Source organism: Enterobacter cloacae complex sp. 2024EL-00227 (assembly GCF_043945315.1).
Classification (GTDB): domain Bacteria; phylum Pseudomonadota; class Gammaproteobacteria; order Enterobacterales; family Enterobacteriaceae; genus Enterobacter; species Enterobacter roggenkampii.
Genome location: NZ_JBIMQP010000014.1, coordinates 69821 through 92450, shown reverse-complemented (window position 1 = coordinate 92450; position 22630 = coordinate 69821). Strand labels below are relative to the sequence as shown.

18 protein-coding genes are annotated in these 22630 nt (G+C 55.8%); 5 read left to right on the top strand and 13 right to left on the bottom strand.

Going from position 1 to position 22630, the window contains the following annotated elements:
• Positions 1-43 precede the first annotated feature (43 nt).
• The 4 genes from ACHH0Z_RS20755 to glnA all read right to left on the bottom strand — a co-directional run bounded on the left by ACHH0Z_RS20755 (position 44) and on the right by glnA (position 4318).
• On the bottom strand, positions 44-154 hold the full coding sequence (locus ACHH0Z_RS20755; RefSeq protein ID WP_032622955.1) for a YshB family small membrane protein: 111 nt from the start codon (positions 152-154) through the stop codon (positions 44-46).
• A 110-nt stretch (positions 155-264) separates the two neighbouring features.
• Positions 265-1677 (bottom strand): nitrogen regulation protein NR(I), encoded by a 1413-nt coding sequence (gene glnG / locus ACHH0Z_RS20750; RefSeq protein ID WP_008501858.1) that lies wholly within the window; start codon positions 1675-1677, stop codon positions 265-267.
• An 11-nt stretch (positions 1678-1688) separates the two neighbouring features.
• Entirely contained in the window at positions 1689-2738 is a 1050-nt protein-coding gene (gene glnL / locus ACHH0Z_RS20745; protein WP_008501857.1) for a nitrogen regulation protein NR(II), read from the bottom strand.
• Between the two features lie 170 nt (positions 2739-2908).
• The gene (glnA, locus tag ACHH0Z_RS20740) at positions 2909-4318 is read right to left on the bottom strand and encodes a glutamate--ammonia ligase (protein WP_008501856.1); all 1410 of its coding nucleotides are present in this window, start codon (positions 4316-4318) and stop codon (positions 2909-2911) included.
• Positions 4319-4694: 376 nt separating this feature from the next.
• On the opposite strand from glnA, the gene typA reads away from it, so the two are divergent.
• Positions 4695-6518, top strand: coding sequence for a ribosome-dependent GTPase TypA (gene typA, locus ACHH0Z_RS20735; RefSeq protein ID WP_008501854.1), 1824 nt, complete (start codon positions 4695-4697; stop codon positions 6516-6518).
• Between the two features lie 80 nt (positions 6519-6598).
• Here typA and ompL read toward each other — a convergent pair whose 3' ends face one another.
• The 7 genes from ompL to yihU all read right to left on the bottom strand — a co-directional run bounded on the left by ompL (position 6599) and on the right by yihU (position 15335).
• Entirely contained in the window at positions 6599-7285 is a 687-nt protein-coding gene (ompL, locus tag ACHH0Z_RS20730) for a porin OmpL (RefSeq protein ID WP_032637905.1), read from the bottom strand.
• 74 nt (positions 7286-7359) lie between these two features.
• Entirely contained in the window at positions 7360-8784 is a 1425-nt protein-coding gene (locus ACHH0Z_RS20725; protein ID WP_045408680.1) for an MFS transporter, read from the bottom strand.
• A gap of 42 nt (positions 8785-8826) precedes the next feature.
• Positions 8827-10209 carry an MFS transporter gene (locus tag ACHH0Z_RS20720; RefSeq protein ID WP_025912315.1) on the bottom strand — a complete coding sequence of 461 codons (1383 nt, stop codon included), beginning with the start codon at positions 10207-10209 and terminating at the stop codon, positions 8827-8829.
• 45 nt (positions 10210-10254) lie between these two features.
• Entirely contained in the window at positions 10255-12279 is a 2025-nt protein-coding gene (locus ACHH0Z_RS20715; protein ID WP_045408682.1) for an alpha-glucosidase, read from the bottom strand.
• Positions 12280-12295: 16 nt separating this feature from the next.
• Positions 12296-13537: a sulfoquinovose isomerase gene (yihS, locus tag ACHH0Z_RS20710; RefSeq protein WP_045408684.1), complete on the bottom strand. Its 1242-nt coding sequence runs from the start codon at positions 13535-13537 to the stop codon at positions 12296-12298.
• Between the two features lie 14 nt (positions 13538-13551).
• Positions 13552-14427, bottom strand: coding sequence for a sulfofructosephosphate aldolase (gene yihT / locus ACHH0Z_RS20705; protein ID WP_045408686.1), 876 nt, complete (start codon positions 14425-14427; stop codon positions 13552-13554).
• A gap of 17 nt (positions 14428-14444) precedes the next feature.
• Positions 14445-15335: a sulfolactaldehyde 3-reductase gene (yihU, locus tag ACHH0Z_RS20700; protein WP_045408688.1), complete on the bottom strand. Its 891-nt coding sequence runs from the start codon at positions 15333-15335 to the stop codon at positions 14445-14447.
• A gap of 155 nt (positions 15336-15490) precedes the next feature.
• Between yihU and ACHH0Z_RS20695 the strand changes: the two genes are divergently transcribed.
• Both ACHH0Z_RS20695 and ACHH0Z_RS20690 read left to right on the top strand, forming a co-directional pair.
• Positions 15491-16387 (top strand): sugar kinase, encoded by an 897-nt coding sequence (locus ACHH0Z_RS20695; RefSeq protein WP_045408691.1) that lies wholly within the window; start codon positions 15491-15493, stop codon positions 16385-16387.
• 34 nt (positions 16388-16421) lie between these two features.
• The gene (locus ACHH0Z_RS20690; RefSeq protein ID WP_045408694.1) at positions 16422-17216 is read left to right on the top strand and encodes a DeoR/GlpR family DNA-binding transcription regulator; all 795 of its coding nucleotides are present in this window, start codon (positions 16422-16424) and stop codon (positions 17214-17216) included.
• Between the two features lie 40 nt (positions 17217-17256).
• On the opposite strand, the gene ACHH0Z_RS20685 is transcribed toward ACHH0Z_RS20690, so the two are convergent.
• Together ACHH0Z_RS20685 and ACHH0Z_RS20680 are read right to left on the bottom strand one after the other, a co-directional pair.
• On the bottom strand, positions 17257-20121 hold the full coding sequence (locus ACHH0Z_RS20685; protein WP_045408697.1) for an autotransporter outer membrane beta-barrel domain-containing protein: 2865 nt from the start codon (positions 20119-20121) through the stop codon (positions 17257-17259).
• A 71-nt stretch (positions 20122-20192) separates the two neighbouring features.
• Positions 20193-20810: a hypothetical protein gene (locus tag ACHH0Z_RS20680; RefSeq protein WP_045336247.1), complete on the bottom strand. Its 618-nt coding sequence runs from the start codon at positions 20808-20810 to the stop codon at positions 20193-20195.
• A 546-nt stretch (positions 20811-21356) separates the two neighbouring features.
• Here ACHH0Z_RS20680 and ACHH0Z_RS20675 point away from each other — a divergent pair.
• Together ACHH0Z_RS20675 and ACHH0Z_RS20670 are read left to right on the top strand one after the other, a co-directional pair.
• Positions 21357-22100 (top strand): winged helix-turn-helix domain-containing protein, encoded by a 744-nt coding sequence (locus ACHH0Z_RS20675; protein WP_045408700.1) that lies wholly within the window; start codon positions 21357-21359, stop codon positions 22098-22100.
• Positions 22064-22567, top strand: coding sequence for a hypothetical protein (locus tag ACHH0Z_RS20670; RefSeq protein ID WP_239519680.1), 504 nt, complete (start codon positions 22064-22066; stop codon positions 22565-22567). The genes ACHH0Z_RS20675 and ACHH0Z_RS20670 overlap by 37 nt, the downstream gene beginning before the upstream one ends.
• Positions 22568-22630 lie beyond the last annotated feature (63 nt).

The window sequence follows — 22630 nt, the reverse complement described above, 5'->3', positions numbered from 1 at the left end:
GCCGGGTAAGCGAAGCGCCACCCGGCTTTTCATCGCCAACTCGCTAGCTAAACAGCCCAACCAGCGCCGCACACAGCACCGCCGCAACGGCGGTTTGTGGCGTGTGGCTTTCAGCGGCTCCGCTAGAGAGCATATTCACGAATGTTTCCAGCATGATGTTCACCCCCAATTTCCGGGCACGATCATACAAAACTCATCGGAACAGTAAAGCGCAAAATAACGGCAATTTGCGCTCAATTAATAACCTTTACAAAAGCGCGGATATTACTCCATTCCCAGCTCTTTCAGCTTGCGCGTCAGGGTATTGCGTCCCCATCCTAACAGGCGAGCGGCTTCCTGCTTATGACCCTGGGTATGACGAAGCGCGGTGGTCAACAGCGTACGCTCCATCTCAGGCTGAGCCTCTGACAGCAGGTTTTGATGACCGGAACGCAGCGCGCGGTCAGCCCACTGCGCCAGCAGCGTCGCCCAGCTGTCCGGCAGCGCGTGTCCGCTACTGCTTTCCGGCGCGGTCGCCTCAAACAGCTCGGCCGGTAAATCCTGAATCAGCACTTCCTGACCGGCAGCCATCACGGTTAGCCAGCGGCAGGTATTTTCCAGCTGACGCACGTTGCCTGGCCACGCCAGACGCGTCAGAGCGGCATCGGTTTCGGGATGAAGCTGCTTAGCTTCCACACCCAGCTCGCGGGCAGCCACCTGCAGGAAATGACGCGCCAGGCGGGGAATATCTTCCCGGCGTTCACGCAGCGGCGGCAGATGAACGCGAATGACGTTCAGACGATGGAATAAATCCTCACGGAATTTGCCTTCCTGCACGCGCTGCTCCAGGTTCTGGTGGGTCGCGGCGATAATACGCACGTCCACCTTCACCGGCGCATAACCGCCCACGCGATAAAACTGCCCGTCGGCCAGCACGCGCAGCAGACGGGTCTGAACGTCCAGCGGCATATCGCCGATCTCATCCAGGAACAGCGTGCCGCCGTCAGCCTGTTCGAAGCGCCCCTGGCGAATGGTATTTGCGCCGGTAAACGCCCCTTTTTCGTGCCCGAACAGCTCGGATTCAATCAAATCCTTCGGGATCGCCGCCATATTCAGGGCGATAAACGGCGCTTTTGCCCGCGGGCTGTGGCGATGCAGGGCATGGGCCACAAGCTCTTTACCGGTCCCCGATTCGCCGTTAATCAAGACGCTGATGGAGGAGCGGGACAGACGGCCAATAATGCGAAACACGTCCTGCATCGCCGGCGCTTCGCCGATGATGTCGGTGGTTGGCCCAAAATCGGGCGCGTGGCGCGGCTGCTGCTGCTCCTGGTAATGGCTAATCGCGCGCTCAACCAGCGCCACCGCTTCGTCGATATCAAACGGTTTGGGCAGATAATCGAATGCCCCTTGCTGGTAAGCGCTCACCGCGGCATCCAGATCGGAATGAGCCGTCATTATGATGACCGGAAGCATAGGGTGGCGTTGTTTGATCTGCTTTAACAGCGCCAGCCCGTCCATGCCCGGCATACGGATATCCGACAGCAGAACATCGGGCGTTTTAGTGGTGAGTGCGTCGAGCACTTCGCTGCCGCTCTCAAACGTCGTGCAGCTTAATCCTGCCCCTGTGAGCGCGCGTTCAAGCACCCAACGGATGGAGCTATCGTCATCGACTACCCAGACTATCCCTCGTTGCATAAACGTCACCTTTATTTTTTAATCGGCAGGAAAACCGAAAACTCGGTATGTCCCGGCCAACTGGTAAATTCAATTTTTCCAGAGTGTTGGTCGATCAAACTGCGGGCAATGGATAAGCCCAGGCCGGTTCCGCCTTCGCGGCCGCTGACCATCGGGTAGAACAGAGTGTCCTGAAGATGCGATGGAATACCGGGGCCGTTATCCTCGACGTCGATACGGGCCGCAAGCCGATAGCGCACGCCGTGTAACGTGAGCTGGAAGGCGGTTCGGGTGCGCAAAATAATCTCGCCCCCTTCCGGTCCAAGCGCCTGCAGGGCATTGCGCACAATGTTCAACAGGACCTGCTCAATCTGATCCGGGTCATGGGCCAGTTCCGGCAGGCTTGGGTCGTAATCACGCACCAGCGTGACGTTCTCTGGCAGCTCCATGGAGACGAGCTTCACCACCCGCTCGGCCACTTTATGGATGCTTTCTGTGACGTGCATTCCCGGCTGCTGTGGCCCGAGAAGACGGTCAACCAGATTCCGCAGGCGGTCCGCCTGCTCGATGATGACGTTGGTGTACTCCGCCAGCGCAGGGTCGGGCAGCGCCTTGGTCAGAAGCTGCGCCGCGCCGCGTAACCCACCCAGCGGGTTTTTGATTTCATGCGCCAGGCCGCGCACCAGGTCTCGGGCGGCAATTTGCTGCGCATGCTGAAGCTGCTCCTGGCTCAGGCGACGCTGATTATCCATCGGCGCCATTTCCAGCAGGATCAAGCCTTCGGGAAGACGTTGCGCGGTCAGCGACAGAATGTGCGAGCGCCCGTCGATCACCAGCGTCACTTCGTTATCGGTGAAACCCTGGCCCGCCTGTAAACTTTCCTGCATCAGGCCAATATTCAGCGAAAAATAGCTCAGAAGTTCCGGAAGCGGGGTGCCGAACAGTTTGCGTGCGCTTTGGGCGAGCAGCTGCTGTGCCGCCGGGTTGGCGTAATGAACGGCCAGCTCGTCATCCACCAGCAAAATGCTGTTAATCAAAGAATTGAGGATCTGCCCAGCATCGGGCAGCGTGCCAGTTGCCATTCAGCAGTCTCCTGGAGTCGTTTGCACTAATTTAGTGCAGTATAGCGTTTTCGGCGTCAAAAGCGCGTGAGATCAGGTTGTTGGTGGAGAAAAAAGCCCATCCGGAGATGGGCTAAAAGTTTCCACGGCAACTACTCCCGGCGCTTGTCACGCCGGGTAAAACAACTTAATTAAACGCTGTAGTACAGTTCGAACTCAACCGGATGCGGCGTCATACGCACGCGGTCGTTCTCTTCAGTACGCAGGGCGATGTAGGCATCGATAGCGTCGTCAGTGAATACGCCACCTGCGGTCAGGAACTCGCGGTCTGCGTCCAGCGCCTGCAGGGCTTCTTCCAGAGAGCCAGCAACCTGTGGGATCTCTTTCGCTTCTTCTGGCGGCAGGTCGTACAGGTTTTTGTCCATCGCTTCGCCTGGGTGGATCTTGTTCTTGATACCGTCCAGACCGGCCATCAGCAGTGCTGCGAAGCACAGGTATGGGTTAGCCGCTGGATCCGGGAAGCGAACTTCGATACGACGCGCTTTAGGAGACGCCACCACCGGGATACGGATAGAAGCAGAACGGTTACGCGCAGAGTAAGCCAGCATCACTGGCGCTTCGTAGCCCGGGACCAGACGCTTGTAGGAGTTGGTGGTTGGGTTCGCCAGGGCGTTGATCGCTTTAGCGTGTTTGATTACGCCGCCGATGTAGTACAGCGCCTGCTCGGACAGACCGGCATATTTGTCACCAGAGAACAGGTTGGTACCGTTCTTGGACAGAGACATGTGGCAGTGCATACCGGAACCGTTGTCGCCAAACATTGGTTTTGGCATGAAGGTCGCAGTTTTACCGAAACGGTGCGCAACGTTGTGCACAACGTATTTGTAGATCTGAATTTCGTCCGCTTTTTTGGTCATGGTGTTGAAGCGGGTAGCCACTTCGTTCTGACCCGCAGTCGCCACTTCGTGGTGGTGAGCTTCAACAACCAGGCCCATCTCTTCCATCACCAGACACATGGTGGAACGAATGTCCTGTGCAGAGTCGACCGGAGGAACCGGGAAGTAACCGCCTTTCACGCCTGGACGGTGACCTTTGTTACCACCTTCGTATTTGGTGGAGGAGTTCCATGCGCCTTCGATGTCGTCGATAGCCACGTGGGAGCCAGAGATAGAGGCACCAAAACGGATGTCATCGAACAGGAAGAACTCTGGCTCTGGCCCGAACAGAACGGTGTCCGCGATGCCGGTAGAACGCAGGTACTCTTCAGCGCGTTTCGCGATAGAACGTGGGTCGCGGTCGTAGCCCTGCAGCGTGCCTGGCTCGAGGATGTCGCAACGGATGATCAGGGTAGGTTCTTCGAAGAACGGATCAATGACCGCAGTGGTTGCATCTGGCATCAGAACCATGTCGGATTCGTTAATGCCTTTCCAGCCACCAATGGAGGAGCCGTCAAACATTTTGCCTTCTTCAAAGAATTCGGCGTTCACCTGATGAGCAGGGATTGTGACGTGCTGTTCTTTACCTTTGGTGTCGGTGAAGCGGAGATCAACAAACTTCACTTCATGTTCGTTCAGCATCGTCAAAACGTGTTCAGCGGACATACTTAACTCTCCAGATTGGTCATTGTCGTCGTGGTAACGAGGTCTTCAGTTTCTGTTTGTACTGGCTGTTGCCATGTAATTTTTATAAAGCGAAATCTGTGCCAACTTTTAAAACACCCCAAAAAGGCGTTATCATGCGCACCATAGTGCAAAAGGGCTGCACCACAATGGTAATGTTGCACCAGTATAGTGCTTCAGTGTGAACACCGAGCACCATATTGGTGCAATTTTCGTTAAAGTGCCCTTTTTCGCTCCGTGAAAGCGATCACAAAGCATCTCTGCGATACTTGTTTGCGGAGGATGTTTGTGATCCTGTTTTGTAGTGCGATTAATCCGTGTACAATAACGCGCTATTTCTAATGCCTGAGGCAAAGTTGTGATCGAAAATTTGCGTAACATCGCCATCATCGCGCACGTTGACCATGGTAAAACTACCCTGGTTGATAAGCTGCTGCAGCAATCCGGTACGTTTGATGCACGTGCCGAAACTCAAGAGCGTGTGATGGACTCCAACGATTTGGAGAAAGAGCGTGGGATTACTATCCTCGCGAAAAACACCGCTATTAAATGGAATGACTACCGTATCAACATCGTTGATACCCCAGGGCACGCCGACTTCGGTGGTGAAGTTGAGCGCGTGATGTCCATGGTGGATTCCGTGCTGCTGGTGGTTGACGCATTTGACGGCCCAATGCCGCAAACGCGCTTCGTGACCAAAAAAGCATTTGCCCATGGCCTGAAACCAATTGTTGTTATCAACAAGGTTGACCGTCCTGGCGCACGTCCTGACTGGGTTGTTGATCAGGTATTCGACCTGTTCGTTAACCTCGACGCGACCGACGAACAGCTGGACTTCCCTATCATTTACGCTTCGGCGCTGAATGGTATCGCGGGTCTGGACCACGAAGATATGGCGGAAGACATGACCCCGCTGTATCAGGCGATTGTCGATCACGTACCGGCACCGGATGTTGATCTGGATGGTCCACTGCAGATGCAGATCTCCCAGCTGGACTACAACAACTACGTTGGCGTCATCGGTATCGGTCGTATCAAACGCGGTAAAGTGAAGCCAAACCAGCAGGTTACTATCATCGATAGCGAAGGCAAAACCCGCAACGGTAAAGTTGGTAAAGTGCTGACTCACCTGGGTCTGGAGCGTATCGACAGCGATCTGGCTGAAGCGGGCGACATCATCGCGATCACCGGTCTGGGCGAGCTGAACATCTCTGACACCATCTGCGACCCGCAGAATGTGGAAGCGCTGCCAGCCCTGTCTGTTGATGAACCAACCGTTACCATGTTCTTCAACGTCAACACCTCTCCGTTCTGTGGTAAAGAAGGTAAGTTCGTTACCTCTCGTCAGATCCTTGACCGCCTGAACAAAGAGCTGGTGCACAACGTTGCGCTGCGCGTTGAAGAAACCGAAGACGCTGATGCCTTCCGCGTATCCGGTCGTGGTGAGCTGCACCTGTCTGTTCTGATCGAAAACATGCGTCGTGAAGGTTTCGAGATGGCGGTTTCCCGTCCGAAAGTTATCTTCCGCGAAATCGACGGCCGTAAACAAGAGCCGTTCGAAAACGTGACGCTGGACGTTGAAGAGCAGCACCAGGGTTCTGTGATGCAGGCGCTGGGCGAGCGTAAAGGCGACCTGAAAAACATGAATCCAGACGGCAAAGGCCGCGTACGTCTCGACTACGTGATCCCAAGCCGTGGCCTGATCGGCTTCCGTTCTGAGTTCATGACCATGACCTCTGGTACCGGTCTGCTGTACTCCACCTTCAGCCACTACGACGACGTGCGTCCGGGCGAAGTGGGCCAGCGTAACAACGGCGTACTGATCTCCAACGGTCAGGGTAAAGCGGTTGCGTTTGCGCTGTTCGGTCTGCAGGATCGCGGTAAGCTGTTCCTGGGTCACGGCGCTGAAGTTTACGAAGGCCAGATCATCGGGATTCACAGCCGTTCTAACGACCTGACCGTAAACTGCCTGACCGGTAAGAAACTGACCAACATGCGTGCGTCCGGTACTGACGAAGCAACGGTTCTGGTTCCACCGATCAAGATGACCCTGGAGCAGGCTCTGGAATTCATCGATGACGACGAACTGGTAGAAGTGACTCCGCTGTCTATCCGTATCCGTAAACGTCACCTGACCGAGAACGATCGTAAACGTGCTATGCGCGGTGCGAAAGAAGAGTAATTCGGTTATGCCGTAGGCCGGGTATGCGCATGCGCCACCCGGCAACGAAAAAGCCGCTGAGCGATCAGCGGCTTTTTTTATTAGAACGAATACCGTAGCCCTAAACGGATCCGGTACTGCTCCCGGTTGTAATCATTCCATCGGTCCAGCCACTGCAGTTCGAGGTACGGCAGCCAGTTTCTGTCGATCTTATAGCTAAACTTATTGGTAATTTCCCAGTGATGGTCTTTGCCATTTTTGCTGTGATAATCATTCACCCGCTGGAAAAAGTGCGGTTCAAAGGTGTAGAAAAATGCATCCGTTACTTTGAAATTCCAGTAGTTGGCAAATTCATGCGTGTCGTTCTTATCCATCTGCCCGTTATAGTCCGGCGTATCGTAATTGTTATGGTTATAGCGATAGCGGAACGTCAGGTTAAACCAGTCTGTAAATTTGTAGTTGGTATCTAAATAGACCGCGCCACCCGAACCTGCGCTGCTGTCGTTAATCAACCCGCCGGGCTGGAAGGTGAGTTTATCGGTCGGCTTAAAGAGCGGATACCACCCCTCGATTTCGTTATAGCTGTGCTTAAGTTCATCCCATTTACCCACGTTATAGGCGTTGGTGAACATCAGTCCCGCGCCCATATCGAAGTTATAGCCCGCACGCAGGATCACCTCGTGCATCTCTGAGGCCGTATTGTAGGCTTCACGCGTTTCGACATAGGCCCCGGCAAATACCGGGCAGGACACAGACGACACGATCAGTACAGTGATGATTCTTTTCATAATTTGTCCATGTATCAGGTACAGAAAGGCCTCCCTCCTGATAAACAGGAAGGACATAGTGGCCGGATTTATTGTTATAAAGTGACTGCTGACGCTTTATTGTTGGCGGTTATCTCAGGGGTATTCGCGGTTTGTTTCTTCCGTTTTCCAATCTCCTCGATAATAAAGGCGAAGCGCGCTTCGTTGAGTTTATAAAACAGCCCCATGGTCACGGCAGCAACAATCGCCAGGCCGCACGGCCAGAGGAAAATCAGCTGACGCAACCCAAGCAGCGTGCCCGCGCTCTGCACGGCATGGGGAACGTAGCCAATCTGGGTCAGCATAATTCCAGGCAGGAAACCGGCGAGCGCGGCGGAGATTTTGCGCGAGAAGGTATAGCCGGTATACACCGACCCTTCGGCGCGAATGCCGGTTTTCCACTCGCCGTAATCAACGGTATCCGGCACCAGCGCCCAGTTCAGGCTATTAACAAACGCCGTGCCGAAGAAGGCCATGCAGGAAAACAGCACGAACAGCAGGGAACTGGTCCCCCAGAAGAAATTCAGCACGTCGCCCACCGCCCACAGCGCCAGCCCGCCCAGATAGACCTGTTTCTTGCCAAAGCGCTTTACCGCGCCGGGCACCAGAAACACGCCAATCAGAATGCAGCCCATGCTGAAAAAGCCCATCCACGACAGCAGATGCAGATCGTTCAGCACGTACTGGGTGTAATAGACCTGAATCGCCAGCTTGATGTTGAAGGCGGCGAGGGTACACAGGTTGGCGATGCACAGCACCAGCAGCGGCGGATTGCGGAAAATCGCGCAGAATGATTTCAGAATGCCGGGCTTATGGTGATCGGGCGTAAGCTCGACGTAGCGTTCTTTCACCCCGCTGTAGCACCACCACATGCAGAACAGGCCGCCGGTAACGAACACCAGCGCGGCCACCAGATAGCCAAGTGAGGGCTGGTGGACGAACAGCGCCTGAATGGGCATAAAGCCGACGGTGCAGAGCAACAGCCCTACCGTTGCGCCGCCCTGACGCCACGCCGCAAGCTGCGCGCGCTCGTTCGGGTTTTTGGTGATGGCCGGGACCATCGCACCGTAGGCGCAGTTCATCAGGCTATAGCAGAGGCCAAACATCATGAAGAGCACGGTGGCGAGGGCCGTTTTCACCGTCAGGCTAAAGTCGTTGGCCATAAACTGCGCCGTCGCGACCAGCGCCACCGGGACGGAGGCATAAAGAATAAACGGCCGGAACTTCCCCCGCGCGCCGATATTACGCCGTGAGTCGAGCAGCACTCCGGTCAGCATGTCGGTAAACGCGGTAAAAAACTTTGCCACCAGGAAAATAATGCCGCCATAGAACGCGGGCATGCCCAATTCATCGGTGTAAAACTTCAGCAGATACAGCGTGCCAATACACAGCATCAGGTTCGAGCCAAAATCGCCCATCCCGTAGGCGCACTTCTCTCGCAGGCTCAATTTGAGGGTTAACGGATCAGTATTATGTGTCATGGTCGATCCTCAAAGCGCCCCGCAGGGCGCTCTATCACGTCATTATGCCGTACGTTTGCGCAGTTCGATCTCTTCGACGATGCGCACATACATCTTCTCGTTGAGGTTGTAGAAGCAGCCCATCGCCACGATGGTGATAACCGCCAGCAGGCTCGGGTAGATAAATATCAGCTGCCGCAGCCCTTCAACCGTGCCACTCGATTGCACCACGTTGGGCACATAGCCGATCTGCGTGAGCATGATCCCCGGGAAGAAGCCCGCCAGCGCCTGGGAGACCTTCCTGAAGAAGGTAAAACCGGTATACACCGTTCCTTCGGAGCGCACGCCGGTGCGCCACTCGCCGTACTCCACGGTATCGGACACCAGCGCCCAGTTCAGGCTGTTCACGAACGCGGAGCCGAAAAAGGCCAGGCAGGAGAACGCCACAAAGCTCACCGAGCCGCCGCCGAAGAAGTAGTTGAGCAGATCGCCCGCCACCCAAATCATCAGCCCGCTGATGTAGACCTTTTTCTTGCCGAAGCGCCGCACCGCGCCGGGCATCATAAAGACGCCGATAAAAATACAGCCCATGCTGAAGAAGCCCATGTACGACAGCAGGATCGGGTCGTTCAGCACGTACTGCGTGTAGTAGACCTGAATAGCGAGTTTGACGTTAAAGGCGCCCAGCGTGCACAGGTTGGCGATGCACAGGATAAACAGCGGGCGGTTTCCGGCGATGGCGCGAAACGACTGCAGCAGCCCCGGTTTTTGCGCCGGGTTGGCGGGCTGCGCCTCGACGTAACGCTCGGTCACCCCCTTGTAGCACCACCACATAAAAAACAGTCCGAACAGCGAGAAGAGGGTGGCGGCAAAGATATAGCCAAGCTGGTCATTACCTTCAATCAGGTTCATCACCGGAACAAAACCCACGGTACAGAGCAGCAGGCCCAGCGTAGCGCCGCCCTGGCGCCAGGCGGCCAGCGAGGCGCGCTCGTCCGGGTTTTTGGTAATGGCGGGCACCATCGCGCCGTAGGAGCAGTTCATCATGCTGAAGAACAGGCCGTACAGCATGAACAGCACCGTCGCCATCACCGTTTTACCGGTGATTTCAAACGGCGTGCCAACGAAGTTGGCAATCGCCAGTAAGGTCACCGGGAACGCCGCATAGAGCACGAACGGGCGGAATTTTCCTTTCGGGCCGATCTTGCGCCGGGAGTCGAGCATGATCCCGGTGCCCATATCGGTGAAGGCGGTAAAGAACTTCGCAATCAGGAAGATAATTCCGCCGTAGGTGCCCGGCAGCCCCAGCACGTCGGTGTAAAACTTCAGCAGATAAAGCGTGCCGATATCCAGCAGGATGTTTGAGCCGAGATCGCCCATCCCGTAGGCGAGTTTTTCTTTAAACGGCAGGCGTAGGGTTGCCGGATCGGAAGTATGTTGACTCATTATTGTTCTCCGTCTGCCCGCAGGTGGCCCCGCGGGCGAGCCTTATCAGATATGACGTAAGGTGCTAAACAGATCTGCCCATTCGCTGTGCTGGCGGTAGAAGACCGGCGGCTTGCCGAGCGGGGCATCTACGGTCACGTCACCGCCCCGGCAGATTTCCCCGGTCCACGCATTCACCCAGCTGTCCTGCGGCAGATAGAGCGACCAGTCGCGGCGCCCCTCTTCATGAACCGGCGCCACCAGCAGGTCGCGGCCAAACAGGTACTGGTATTTCAGCGTGTAGGCGCGCGCGTCGTCCTCGTAGTGCAGGAACAGCGGACGCATCACCGGCAGGCCGCTTTTCGCGTTCTGCGCGACCGCAGCTTTGATGTACGGCTTTAGGGTGGTGAAGACGGTTGTCATGCGCGCGAAGTGCGCGATGGTTTCCGCGTCGCCGTCGAACTGCCAGTTGTCGCCGGGACGGTTGCCCTCATGGGTACGCATCATCGGCGTAAAGGCGCTGAAGTCGCACCAGCGCAGCAGCAGCTCTTTGCTGCGCTTCATCTCGAACAGGGTCGTATAGCCGCCGATGTCGCTGTGGTGCAGGCCGTGCCCGGTCATCGCCAGCGACAGCGCCGCAGGGATGACGGACGCCAGACCGTCGTCCAGGCTCCAGTCGACGTTCTGATCCCCCGCCCACATCATCACCGAGTGCTTCTGGCTGCCGGTATAGCCCGCGCGCATGAAGAACAGGATCTCGCCGAGCTTGCCGGTCTCCTGAAGCGCTTCGTAGTTACATTTGGCCCACAGGGCAGGCCAGGCGTTATGCATGATCTCCGCGCTCACGCCGTTGTGCAGGAAGGTATCGGTCGGCAGGTACTCCCCGAAATCGGCCATCCAGCCGCCGCAGCCCAGTTCGATCAGGTTCTTTTTGATGACCTCTTTGTACCAGTCGTAGGCTGCCGGGTTGGTCAGATCGATTACGCCCGCGTAGAACTCGCCGAACTCGACGTGGTAGTCCTTGCCGTCGGCGTTTTTGGTCAGATAGCCGCGTTTCGCGGCCTCTTCGCAGAGATCTTTATCGCTGGCGACGTACGGGTTGATATAGGAGAGGAACTGCACGCCTTCCTCTTTCCACTTCGCAATCCGCGCATCAAGCTGCGGATAGAGCGCGCTGTTCCACTTCCAGTTCCACATCACGCGCTTGCCGAAGGAGGTCATGCGAATGCCGGACCAGTCCTGCGCCCAGATGCCGTTGACCTTTACGCCGCCGTTACGCATGGCGTCGAGCTTCTGCTGGCACACCTCGGTGCCGCCCTGAATGCCCAGCGTCACGCCGTCGTACACCCAGTCCGGCAGCTCCGGCTGACGCCCCAGCAGGCCGGTCAGTTTTTCCAGCAGATCGACGTACGTTTGCGCACATTCGAAGCGCAGCGTGGCGTTATCTTCCCAGAACGCCAGCTCGTGGAACTCCGGCGCGCTGAAGTCGAAGTTCATATAACAGCTGTTATCCACGTGGCAGTAGTACTTCTGGGTGCTCACGAAGGTAGGCTGCGGGAAGAAGGTCCAGTAGTAGTCACCGCCCGCGTTCTCTTTGCAGTCGGCCTGCCAGGTGACGTAGGTTTGCTTATTGCGGCCCACGCCCTGCTCGCTGGTCCACAGCGGGAACGGCTTGCCGCGCAAATCGAAATACGAGAACTGCTCGCCGCAGCCGTAAATATGATCTTCCGGCTGAGCTGCCAGCCGCAGCCAGATGCGGTTATGGCTGGCGGCGTCATTTTTCAGCTTCAGCTCCAGACGGCCTTCCGCATCCACGCCCACCAGCAGCGTCGCGCTTACCGCATCGCCGCGGGTAAAGCGGATCGCCCAGCCCGCGCTTTGCTGCGTGACGGTCGCGTCCGTCAGGGCAATCTTTTCGTTGAGCTTGTCTTTGATGCTGAAGTTGCCGCGAAACATCTCGATATCCGCCTCGCCTGCGCCAATCCACAGGCAAGGGGCATCCGCGGTGTGGGATAAAATCAGACGGTCCTGCCAGCGCAGGGTGAAGCCACTTTCGTTATTTTTCAGGTCAATATTGTGTAGGGTACGCATAAACACTCCGTCTTTATTATTTGGCCAGGCTATCCAGTAATCCGGCGGCGACGGCAGGGGCTAAGCCCGGGGCCAGCGGCAGGCGGGGGATCACCAGGCAGTGCAGCAGGTGGTAAATATCCTGCTTGCCGTCCCAGACTTTGGTGGTCACTTCGTTGTTGGTGTCCAGCTCCTGCCACCAGGATCCGTTCTCGTAATCCATCAGGTATTTGATGCAGTAATCCCACCACTTCTGATACCAGGCTTCGTACTGCGCTTCGCCGGTGACGGTATAGAGGGCATAGGCCGTGCCCATCGCCTCGACGATTGGCCAGCGCACGCGTTCGCGGACGATTGGCTTGCCGTCCCAGCCCACGGAATAGACAAACCCGTCGGCGCCGTCGGGTGCCCAGGCGTCGCGGATGGTGGCGTGGAACAGGCCTTTCGCATCTTCCAGCAGCCATTCCGGCGGGGTCTCAAAGCGCGCTTCCAGGGCGGCGCGCAGGTGCAGCATCAGGCGGCCCCACTCGATCCAGTGTCCCGGCGTGCCACCGTAGGCGCGGAAGCGGTGGGCGGGGTTATCGATGTTGTAGTCGCGGATCGGGTTCCAGTCGGTGTCGAAATGCTCGTTAACGCGGTACTCCCCTTTGCGCGCCACGTCGTGAATAATCACCGAGGCGATGCGCAGGGCGCGGTCGAGCCATTTACGGTCGTGGGTCACGTCATAAACGATCAGGAAGGCTTCCACGGCGTGCATGTTGGCGTTACCGCCGCGATAGTCTTCCGTTTTGCTGAAGGCTTCATCCCAGGACTCCAGGCACATCTGCTCCTGTTCGCTCCAGAAGTAGCGCTCAATCACCTCGATGGCATCGTCCAGCAGCTTACGTGCCTGCGGGTGACCCGTGGTCACGGCGCTCGCCGCGCCCAGCAGGACGAAGAAGTGCTGATAGCCCTGCTTGGAGGCGTCAATGACGCCTTCATCGTTTACGCAGGCGTACCAGCCGCCGTGCTGCTTGTCGCGCAGCGGGCCGTTGAGGGCATTAATGCCGTGCTCAACCAGCGCATACGCGCCGGGACGGCCCATGTTCGCCGCCACCGCGTAAACGTGCAGCATTCGCGCGGTGATCCACAGGTGGGTGCCCATATCGCTGCGCACCTGGCCGTTATTGCCCAGCCAGCCAAAGCCGGTCGGTACGGCGGCGTTTTTACCGAAATCGAGAATGCGGTCGGTCTCTTGCTCGAGCCAGCGGTTATGGCTCAGGGTGTTAAACCATTTCATGTTCGGGTCCTTTCTTAACGGCGAGCCATCATTTCGTCGACGATCTCACCCAGACGCTGAAGTTTGGGGACGGAGATATCACGCAGCATCAGCTCGGTGTCCGGCAGGCCAATCACAGAGGACCAGACGGCGCGACCGGCTAAAAAGCCCGATGCCCCCGCCTGCATCGCCACGCTCACGGCGCGCGGGAAGAGCTTATCGTCCACGCCGGACGAGAGGATCACCCACGGCATGGCGATGTTCTCGTTCAGCTTTTGCGAGGCCGCCAGCAGCGCCTGCTGCGTGCCCTTGCCAAACAGCGGCATCTCCACCTTATAGAGGTCGGCACCGCTGTCGCCCAGCTCTTTCGCCGCATCGATAATCGCCTGTTCGCGGTTAAATTCGGCACCGCGACGCGGCGGACGCACCACCGGCTCGATAATGCTCAGCAGACCGTTATCGTGGCACAGCGTATTGAACGCTTTCACCATCTCCAGGCGCTGCTGCGGATCTTCATCGCTGCGCCACAGCACCAGCAGCTTCAGTGCTTTGCCGCCATCGCGTTTGACCGCCTGCGCGTCGACGTTCTTGTCGATCGCCACGCTGTCGACCGGAATACCGTTCCCCGGAATAAACTCGTCGGCGGCCACAATCATCGCGCAGCTGTTGGCCACGGCCTGCTGCTCGACAATCTGGCGATAGCAGAACTGCTGGTCGACGAGAATGGCAGAGGCGTACGGTGACAGAATTTTTGCCGCGTTGACCTTAAAATCGGTCAGGTGCTGGTCGGTTACCGGCACCGGCGCGCCTGCGGCGGCAAACATCAGGCGCATCGCTTCGCGCTGATCCACGGCCAGCATCGCAAAACCGCCGGAAGGTCGGGTGATATCTTTCAGGGTGTACATCGTCATTCCTCAGTCCTTTCGTATCAGTGTGATTTTTTCAGCCCGGCAGAAGCGCGAACCTGTTCAAGAATGGCCGTCCAGTCTTCGCGCCCGCGCCCGGCGGCGCGTGCCTGGTTGTAAACTTCGCGGGAGGCCGCGCCCAGCGGCATCGGAACGTGGAGCTGGTTGGCCACGTCGAGGGCGATCCCCAGGTCTTTATGCGCAAGGTCGATCATGAAGGCGGGAGAAAGATCCCCTTTCAGCACCTTGTTCGGCCAGGATGTCGTGAAGTGGCCTTTACCCGCAGGCGTACCGCTCATGACCTTGAGCGCCACGTCAAAGGAGAGGCCAAGCGCTTCGCACAGCACGGCGGCCTCGGCGGAAAGGGCGTTCAGGGCAATGCTCATGTAGTTATTGATAAGCTTCACGCGGATGCCCATGCCTGGCCCGCCGGCGTTAATCAGCTCATTGCCCATCGCCATTAAGACCGGGGTGGCGCGCTCAACCTGCTGCGCCGTGCCGCCTGCCAGCAGGAGCAGCGTGCCGGCGATGGCATGGTCTGAGGTGCGCCCGACGGGCACGTCCATCAGGCTGAAGCCACGCTCAGCCATGTCGCGTATCAGCTCGTCGGTTTGCAGCGGGTGAATGGTGGACATATCAATGACCAGTGCGTCGCGGGATAACCCTTCGCACACGCCGTGCTCGCCGAACAGGACGCTGCGTACCAGGTCGCCGTTTGGCAGCATGGTGATCACGAATTCGGCGTCCGTTGCTGCCTGCGCGGGCGTTGCCGCCGCCCGAGCGCCGCTTTCAACCAGCGCCTGAATCGCCTGCGGGTTTACGTCAAAGACGTTAAGCTGGTGACCTTGTTTCAACAGATTCTTCGCCATTGGCGCGCCCATCTGCCCTAAGCCGATAAATGCGATTGCTGACATGCCTTTCTCCTGTCACATCGTGTCAATTTTTGCGCGTTTATGTTGTCTGTTTTTGATCGTATTTGTAATTTATAGTCAAAAAATTGACACGGGTCACTTTTTAAACATTTGGTGAAATTAAAATGAAGGCATCAGAAATCGCAGAAGGAATCACCATGTCTCGCATCGTTTGTGTCGGCATTACCGTGCTGGATCGCATCTGGTATCTCGATGATTTACCAAAAGAAGGTGGGAAATATGTCGCAAAAGACTATACGGAGGTGGGCGGCGGCCCGGCGGCAACGGCGGCAGTGGCGGCGGCGAAACTGGGCGCGGAAGTGGATTTTATTGGCCGGGTGGGTGATGACGATACCGGCAGACGGCTGCTGGCGGAGCTGGAATCCCTGGGGGTGAAGACCCGCTACACGCGCGTGTTTAAGGGTGCCCGATCGTCACAATCGGCGGTGCTGGTGGACGCAGGCGGAGAGCGCGTGATTGCCAACTACCCCAGCCCCGATCTCCCTGCGGCGGCAGACTGGCTGCATGAAATCGACTTCTCTCAGTGGGATATTGTCTTAGCCGATGTGCGCTGGCATGACGGGGCAAAACAGGCATTTACCCTGGCCCGTCAGCAGGGCGTTCCGACGTTGCTGGATGCGGATGTCACCCCGCAGGACATCGCGGAGCTGATCGCCCTAAGCGATCACGCGGCTTTCTCCGCGCCGGGGCTGCGGCGCCTTACGCAGCGGGACGAAACAGAAAATGCCCTGAAAAAAGCACAAACGCTCACAAATGGACATGTGTATGTTACGCAGGGGCGAGACGGGTGCTTCTGGCTGGAAAACGGCGCATTGTGTCATCAGCCGGGCTTTGAGGTGAACGTGGTGGATACCACGGGGGCGGGCGACGTGTTCCACGGTGCGCTGGCGGTCAGCCTGGGGCAGCAATGGCCCGCCGCAGACGCCGTGCGTTTTGCCAGCGCCGTCGCAGCGCTGAAATGCACGAAGCCCGGTGGACGCGCGGGTATACCTGACTGTGATCAAACCCGCTCTTTTTTGTCACTTTTTGTATAAAATGCGGGGCGTGATGGTTTTCAGAGGACAGCCCATGAGCCTTACCGAACTGACCGGCAACCCGCGTCACGATCAGCTGCTGACGCTGATTGCCGATCGCGGCTATATGAACATTGATGAACTGGCGCAGCTGCTGGATGTCTCCACGCAAACCGTGCGCCGGGATATCCGTAAGCTCAGCGAGCAGGGGCTGATCACGCGTCATCATGGCGGGGCGGGCAGGGCATCCAGCGTGGTGAACACGGCGTTCGAGCAGCGTGAAGTCTCGCTTACCGAAGAGAAGCGGGCGATTGCCGAAGCCATTGCGGACTATATTCCCGATGGCTCGACTATTTTCATCACCATCGGCACGACCGTAGAGCACGTTGCCCGGGCGCTGCTCAACCATAACCACCTGCGCATTATCACCAACAGCCTGCGGGTGGCGCATATTCTGTATAAAAACCCGCGTTTTGAAGTGATGGTGCCTGGCGGCACGCTGCGCCCGCACAATGGCGGGATTATCGGGCCTGCGGCAACGGCGTTTGTGTCTGATTTTCGGGCGGATTATCTCGTGACCAGCGTGGGGGCAATTGAGCACGACGGCGCGATGATGGAGTTTGACGTCAATGAAGCCAGCGTGGTGAAAACCATGATCGCCCACGCTCGCCACATTCTGCTCGCGGCCGATCATACGAAATTTACCGCATCCGCTGCGGTAGAGATTGGCAACGTGGCGCAGGCCACGGCACTCTTCACCGATGAGATGCCTGGCTCGGCTCTGCAAACTCACCTGAAATCCAGTAAGGTTGAAATCATCCTGGCCAGTACCAGCGATGATATTGCCTGAAGCAAAAAAAGCCGCTGAGCAAACAGCGGCTTAAATATTGTTATTTAAAGCTGTATTTCACCCCTAACATCCCCTGCGTATCGCTGTAGCCTTTATCGCCTATCTGCTGAGCCACGTTGCCCCATACGCTAAGCTGCGGCGTAATCTGCCCCTCTACGCCGGTCTTGAGTTCACCGATATTGCGCGTACCACGCATGTCATTGCTGACGTCATCCATGCGGATACGCGTGGTCTGGGTGTTGTGGATCCAGTTCGCTTCGATAAACGGCTGGAAGGTCCGTGATTTACCGTCGTCAATCGCGTTATGTCCGCTGATGTAGGCCTTCACGCCGAGACGTGTCATCAGGTTGCCCTGAGTCTCGTCTTTCACCCGCGTGCCGTTGCGCTCGCGATGATCGTCAGCCTGCACGTCCATCCAAACGGCCTGCGCTTTCGGCTGGATCCAGTAGCTGTTGCGGCTGCTTTCGCCCACCTTAACGCTATAGCCCGCTTCGACAGAGGCGGTCACGCCGCTGGAACGATAACTCTCAGTGGCCTGATCCTGTCCCATTACCTTATTGTCGAACCAGTTATACAGCACCCAGCTATCAACGTAGGTGCCACTTTTATCCGCCTCGTTTGCGTACCAGGTACCATACAGACCGACGCTATAGCCATTCACTTCACCGCGTGAATGGTATCCGGTCAGGCTGGAAGCGCTCCGGCTCTGGCTGTTGCCGTAGCCCACCATCAGGCCGAGATGCCAACGGTCCAGGCCATCGGCGCTCCACTGGGCGACATCGCCACCCAGCTGCAGCACGTAGCGATTGGCGGTGGTTTTTAGCTGGCCGCTGCCGTCGTTAAAACGCGTATGACCGCCGACGTTACGCATCCACAGGCTCGTCACTTTCTGCTCGCCCGTAAGCATGTCGGTGTACTGCGTTTCACCCAGACGATCGTGCAGACGGGTCATAAACAGCGTATTGGCCGCATAGCTGTTTGCCAGATAGCTGCCAAATTCCGGGCGATACTGGTGCTCGCTTTTCGGTGGTGCGGCTGGGGGGACCGGCTCTTGCGGCGGGATCACCGGGTCAACGGGCGGATCTACCGGGTCCACTGGGTCAACAGGTGGATCTACGGGGTCGACCGGTGGGTCTACAGGATCAACGGGCTCGACCAGGCTGGTCAAAAACCAGTTTTTACCTTTTTGCACCACGTTATAGTCATATCCCCCCGCCACGATACGGCTGGCCTTCTCAAACGTCCCCTCAGAGTTGCCGCCAACGCTGACAATTTCAATCCCTTCTACGGTTTGCGCGCCGGCACCGCCAATGTTGTTCACTTCCACCCCGGTATGACCGGAGGTGTTGCCTTCAACGATCAGTTTGTCCGTTTCCGAAGTGTCGTCAAACAGCACGGTATTGAAGACCAGCTTGCCGCCGTTGCCGATAAAATCATCCTTGATGGTCAGCGTTTGCCACGCCGCATCCTCTGCATGCTGGAAATTAATCGTGCCGCCCGCATTCAGCGTCAGGCTGGTCAGCGTGGAGCTGTCGCGCAGATTCCAGACGGCATCATTCATCGTCAGTACGAGAGTACCGGTACCCGCGGCGTTGCTCTCAATGAAGGACGCTCCGTTCCACAGGGAGTTGTCATCCATAGTCAGCGTAATGGTACTGTTTTGTGCCGGAAGCGCGCTGGTGGCCGCGACGCCGCCTGCGGAAAGGATATCGCCGTTGAGGATGAACTTGCCTCCTGCGGACGCATCAATCACCCCGCCGTTACTGGCGTTCAGGGCATAGCTACCGCTGTCGCGCTGGCCTGCGGTGGTAATGGTTGCACCACCCGCGAGCGCTATCACGCCGCGCGACCAGGCATACATCCCATGCGGCGCCTGCGCGGAGCTGTTGGTTTTCTCGCTGCTGTTTACCGCAATGGTGACGTTATCTCCCAGATTCACCGCACCGGTGTACGCGTAGACGCCGTGCGCACTGGCACCGTTGGTCGTGATGGTGACGCCTTCATCAAGGGTGATGGTTGACGAGCCGGTAGAATAAACCCCGGAGGCACTGGCCGCGTCGGTGGTAATCGTCGCGCTTTCGCCTAGCTCAATTTTTGACGCAGAGCCCGCGTACAGGCCATAGGCCGATGTGCCGTACGTTTCGATGGTCGCCTCATCGCCCAGCCGGACGTATGAGCCGCTCTGGTTGGTACGAATGCCCTCAGCGTAAGTCCCGCGCGTCACAATATGCGCACGATCGCCGACGATAACGTTATTTTTTGCCTTTGAGGCATCATTCAGTGCATAAGCGCTAATCCCGCGCCCGGTGCTGCCCGTGGTTTCGATATAGAGATCGTCACCCACATAAATATTGGCGGAGCCGAGAGAACCCTGACTGAAGGAGCTGTACCCGGCATTGATGCCGTCACCGCTTTGGCCGTTAACGTAGATATGGGTGCGGTCGCCGGTAATGATAAATACCGGGTTGGCCGGCGTGTTCATCCCGTGGGTACGAATACCGTCGACGTCTTTACCATTATTGGCAGCCACTTTTGACTGGGTGCGAATAGTCAGATCGTCACCAAATATCACCCCCGGGCTGCCGGACGTGGAGTTCTGAATAACGGTAACGGAATGCTCAAAGGCTTCCGCCCCAGGCCCTTCGAGAGTGATCCCATCTCCGTAAATCGGGATATTCCCCGGGCTGTACTGGTAGACATAGTTAGGATCGCCGGTATTTTTGCTAAAGTTCGCGTTTGCCGTTGCGGGTATCAGCGCCTGTATTTCTGCAGGCAAATCCGTTACCGCTCCGGAGGCAGGTAAATTAGCAAAATCTATTACCGCTGCATGTGCGGTAAATAGCGCTGACGTTAACGCCAGCGAAATCGCAGCGGCGACTGGTGAGTGTTTCATTAAATATGGCATGACTGCCCCCTTTCTTTCAGGCGTAGAACATCCTCCACACCATTAAATGTGGGTAGGTAAACAGGTTGAAATTACAAAATAGAAACGAGAACTTTATGAATACTGGTGCCTAACTTCCTCTCAAGTCGTATTTTATGAACATAAATTTTTTTAACATCAATGCCGTCTGATTTTATAATCTCCTGGAGGCAAGCACCTGACAAAAATCTGTTCAGTAACGTAAATTCAACAGCGTTCAACATGCTGCCGCGTCTGCTATTTAACCGTCTCCCGGAGAAAAGATGGCTGATTTTTTCCTTTAATATAATGTCGTTGTCATTCGAATAAATAATTCCCTTTATTTCACTGCGCTGCATGAAAAAATAATTGGCCAATGCTTCCAGCTTGCGGTCTGTGATAATCACGATGTTCATGTTAGTTCTCACCAGACGTTCAATCCATTGCGGATCGGCAAGTACACGCAGGTTGCAAAACGAAAAGTCTACAAATATAAAGCCGCGTAATAAGTGATTCTTGTTTCCTTGCAATATTTTATTTTCTACTGCAATCTGCAGGAAATGGTTACCACCTGGCCAAACTGCGAATGAGGCATTTCCACAATATTGTGAACGTACTGCGTTATCTGGAAATAACTGACAGGACAATTCACAGCTCATACAGCGGACAACCTTATGCGACGATGTCATCATCCAGTCCACTCCTGTCTTATTTTCACTGTCAATATTTCACTGCCATCCAAATGTGTCAATCTTGAAACATATCCCGTGCCCCTCTCTTGTTTATGATAAATAGTGATGAAGAATATAAATTCCTGGTGATGTCTATTTTTTCAGGCCGTAGCCATAGCGAAAGGACATACTTTGGCCATCGTATTCCAGGACTATTCTTCAGCCCCTTAAGATTATTCAACAAAAAAATCCCGGAGGACGATTTACGAAATAGCACTAATAGCTAAAGATTCGTTTCTTAAATCGGCCGTAACGACAGTCTTTTCGCGACTTGGGGCTCAATATAATGAGTGGGCCAGGCGAAGTGTAATGAAATCTCATTATGTCGTTTTAGATGAGAGAAACCTAAGAAAACCGTCTTTTAACTGATTGAAAAATAATGTGTTATTTTTAATCTTAGTTGGGGTGGTATCGCGTCCTGATCCTTCTGACCTATACTGTTGTTAAATATACGTATATCTTTCTGGTGTATATAGTTAAGGGTTGTTATTGCTGAGGAAAGGAAAATTGTATCTTATTAACAAATTGGTCGAGTATGATCCAGAAAACAAAAACCTGGTAAATCATATTACCGGGCGCTCGATACAATTGCAGCTTCCTGCCAACCTCTGTTTTCTTTATCTCATCACCCATCCCGGAGAAATAATTTCGCAAAACCAGTTAATGGTGGTGGGATGGGGGGAGCGCAATGACGTCACTACGCCGAATACCTTTTACCAGGCTATTTTGACATTACGCAATGCCCTCGCTGAGGTGGGCTTACCGCGCGATACGGTAAAAACGATTTCGCGTCGCGGGCTTATGCTTTCCGAGGCTACCGAGGTTGAATTATTTGTCCCAACCGCTGAGCCAGTCATAGCCAATAAAGACGTGCTCGTTGCCAATGGCGCCGCGAGGCAGAGGCCAGCCTGGCTGATAATAACGACCGCAACGCTTTTGTTGATCGCGCTTATCAACGGGGGAATATTATATAAAAAGCACCAGAACATGCCGTTTAGTCACTACATTCCCCTTTCAACGGGCAGCACGACCCAGGCCTGCCAACTTTTTTATGCACCTAACGAACATATTCAGGATCATTACGTGCGCCTGCTAAACAATAATCCCGGTCTGTGTGCCAAAAAACGATACGTTTTTCTCGTCGGCTATAGTAAAACGGAGCGAATCGCGGCGTTTGTCTGTAATAACGATGCGCGAAGGGACGCGACGGCGTTATGTACTACCCATTATTTTTGGGCGCACGAAAAATGATGACTCTCCGGAACCGTATCATTTTGCTGGCGGCATTTCTGGCGGCCGCTGTCAGCAGTGGCTGGTTAGCTTATTCGCATTTATCGAGTACGCCGATACGCTGTACGGGAGATGTGGAATGGACGATTGGTAAAAACCGATTTGTGGGTACGGTTTCCTGGCGGATGCAGCATCGGGAGGGGTCTACGGTTATTAACGGTAAATTATTTGGTCAGACGGTTACTGAAGTTAATCGAACCATCTATTTTCACTACAGTGACCATGAGAACGCGCGCGTGTTAAATAATAATCGTATTGTTAAAACCTTTGCCGATAATGCGGATGAGGCTGATATCAACGCAACGCTACCGGGTTTTTACCGCACGCCGGGTAGGGAGCTGAGCCTGATGATCGATGAGTATCGGGGGGCCTGGATTTTTGCCGCGTCAAACGTCCCTTCGCTTTACTGTCGTAAAAACGCGCCGTAAAAATCGATCGCACACCTTAGACCGCATGCATAGTCAAATCTCTTTATTCCCGCTACAGTTACC

Excerpts from the sequence above, each read along its gene's own strand:
- ACHH0Z_RS20685 (WP_045408697.1), bottom strand. The coding sequence starts at position 20,121 with ATGCCATATTTAATGAAACACTCACCAGTCGCCGCTGCGATTTCGCTG.
- glnA (WP_008501856.1), bottom strand. The coding sequence starts at position 4,318 with ATGTCCGCTGAACACGTTTTGACGATGCTGAACGAACATGAAGTGAAG.
- ACHH0Z_RS20680 (WP_045336247.1), bottom strand. The coding sequence starts at position 20,810 with ATGATGACATCGTCGCATAAGGTTGTCCGCTGTATGAGCTGTGAATTG.
- yihS (WP_045408684.1), bottom strand. The coding sequence starts at position 13,537 with ATGAAATGGTTTAACACCCTGAGCCATAACCGCTGGCTCGAGCAAGAG.
- ACHH0Z_RS20690 (WP_045408694.1), top strand. The coding sequence starts at position 16,422 with ATGAGCCTTACCGAACTGACCGGCAACCCGCGTCACGATCAGCTGCTG.
- glnL (WP_008501857.1), bottom strand. The coding sequence starts at position 2,738 with ATGGCAACTGGCACGCTGCCCGATGCTGGGCAGATCCTCAATTCTTTG.
- yihT (WP_045408686.1), bottom strand. The coding sequence starts at position 14,427 with ATGACGATGTACACCCTGAAAGATATCACCCGACCTTCCGGCGGTTTT.
- yihU (WP_045408688.1), bottom strand. The coding sequence starts at position 15,335 with ATGTCAGCAATCGCATTTATCGGCTTAGGGCAGATGGGCGCGCCAATG.
- ACHH0Z_RS20720 (WP_025912315.1), bottom strand. The coding sequence starts at position 10,209 with ATGAGTCAACATACTTCCGATCCGGCAACCCTACGCCTGCCGTTTAAA.
- ACHH0Z_RS20715 (WP_045408682.1), bottom strand. The coding sequence starts at position 12,279 with ATGCGTACCCTACACAATATTGACCTGAAAAATAACGAAAGTGGCTTC.
- glnG (WP_008501858.1), bottom strand. The coding sequence starts at position 1,677 with ATGCAACGAGGGATAGTCTGGGTAGTCGATGACGATAGCTCCATCCGT.
- ACHH0Z_RS20695 (WP_045408691.1), top strand. The coding sequence starts at position 15,491 with ATGTCTCGCATCGTTTGTGTCGGCATTACCGTGCTGGATCGCATCTGG.
- ACHH0Z_RS20755 (WP_032622955.1), bottom strand. The coding sequence starts at position 154 with ATGCTGGAAACATTCGTGAATATGCTCTCTAGCGGAGCCGCTGAAAGC.
- ompL (WP_032637905.1), bottom strand. The coding sequence starts at position 7,285 with ATGAAAAGAATCATCACTGTACTGATCGTGTCGTCTGTGTCCTGCCCG.
- ACHH0Z_RS20725 (WP_045408680.1), bottom strand. The coding sequence starts at position 8,784 with ATGACACATAATACTGATCCGTTAACCCTCAAATTGAGCCTGCGAGAG.
- ACHH0Z_RS20670 (WP_239519680.1), top strand. The coding sequence starts at position 22,064 with ATGTACTACCCATTATTTTTGGGCGCACGAAAAATGATGACTCTCCGG.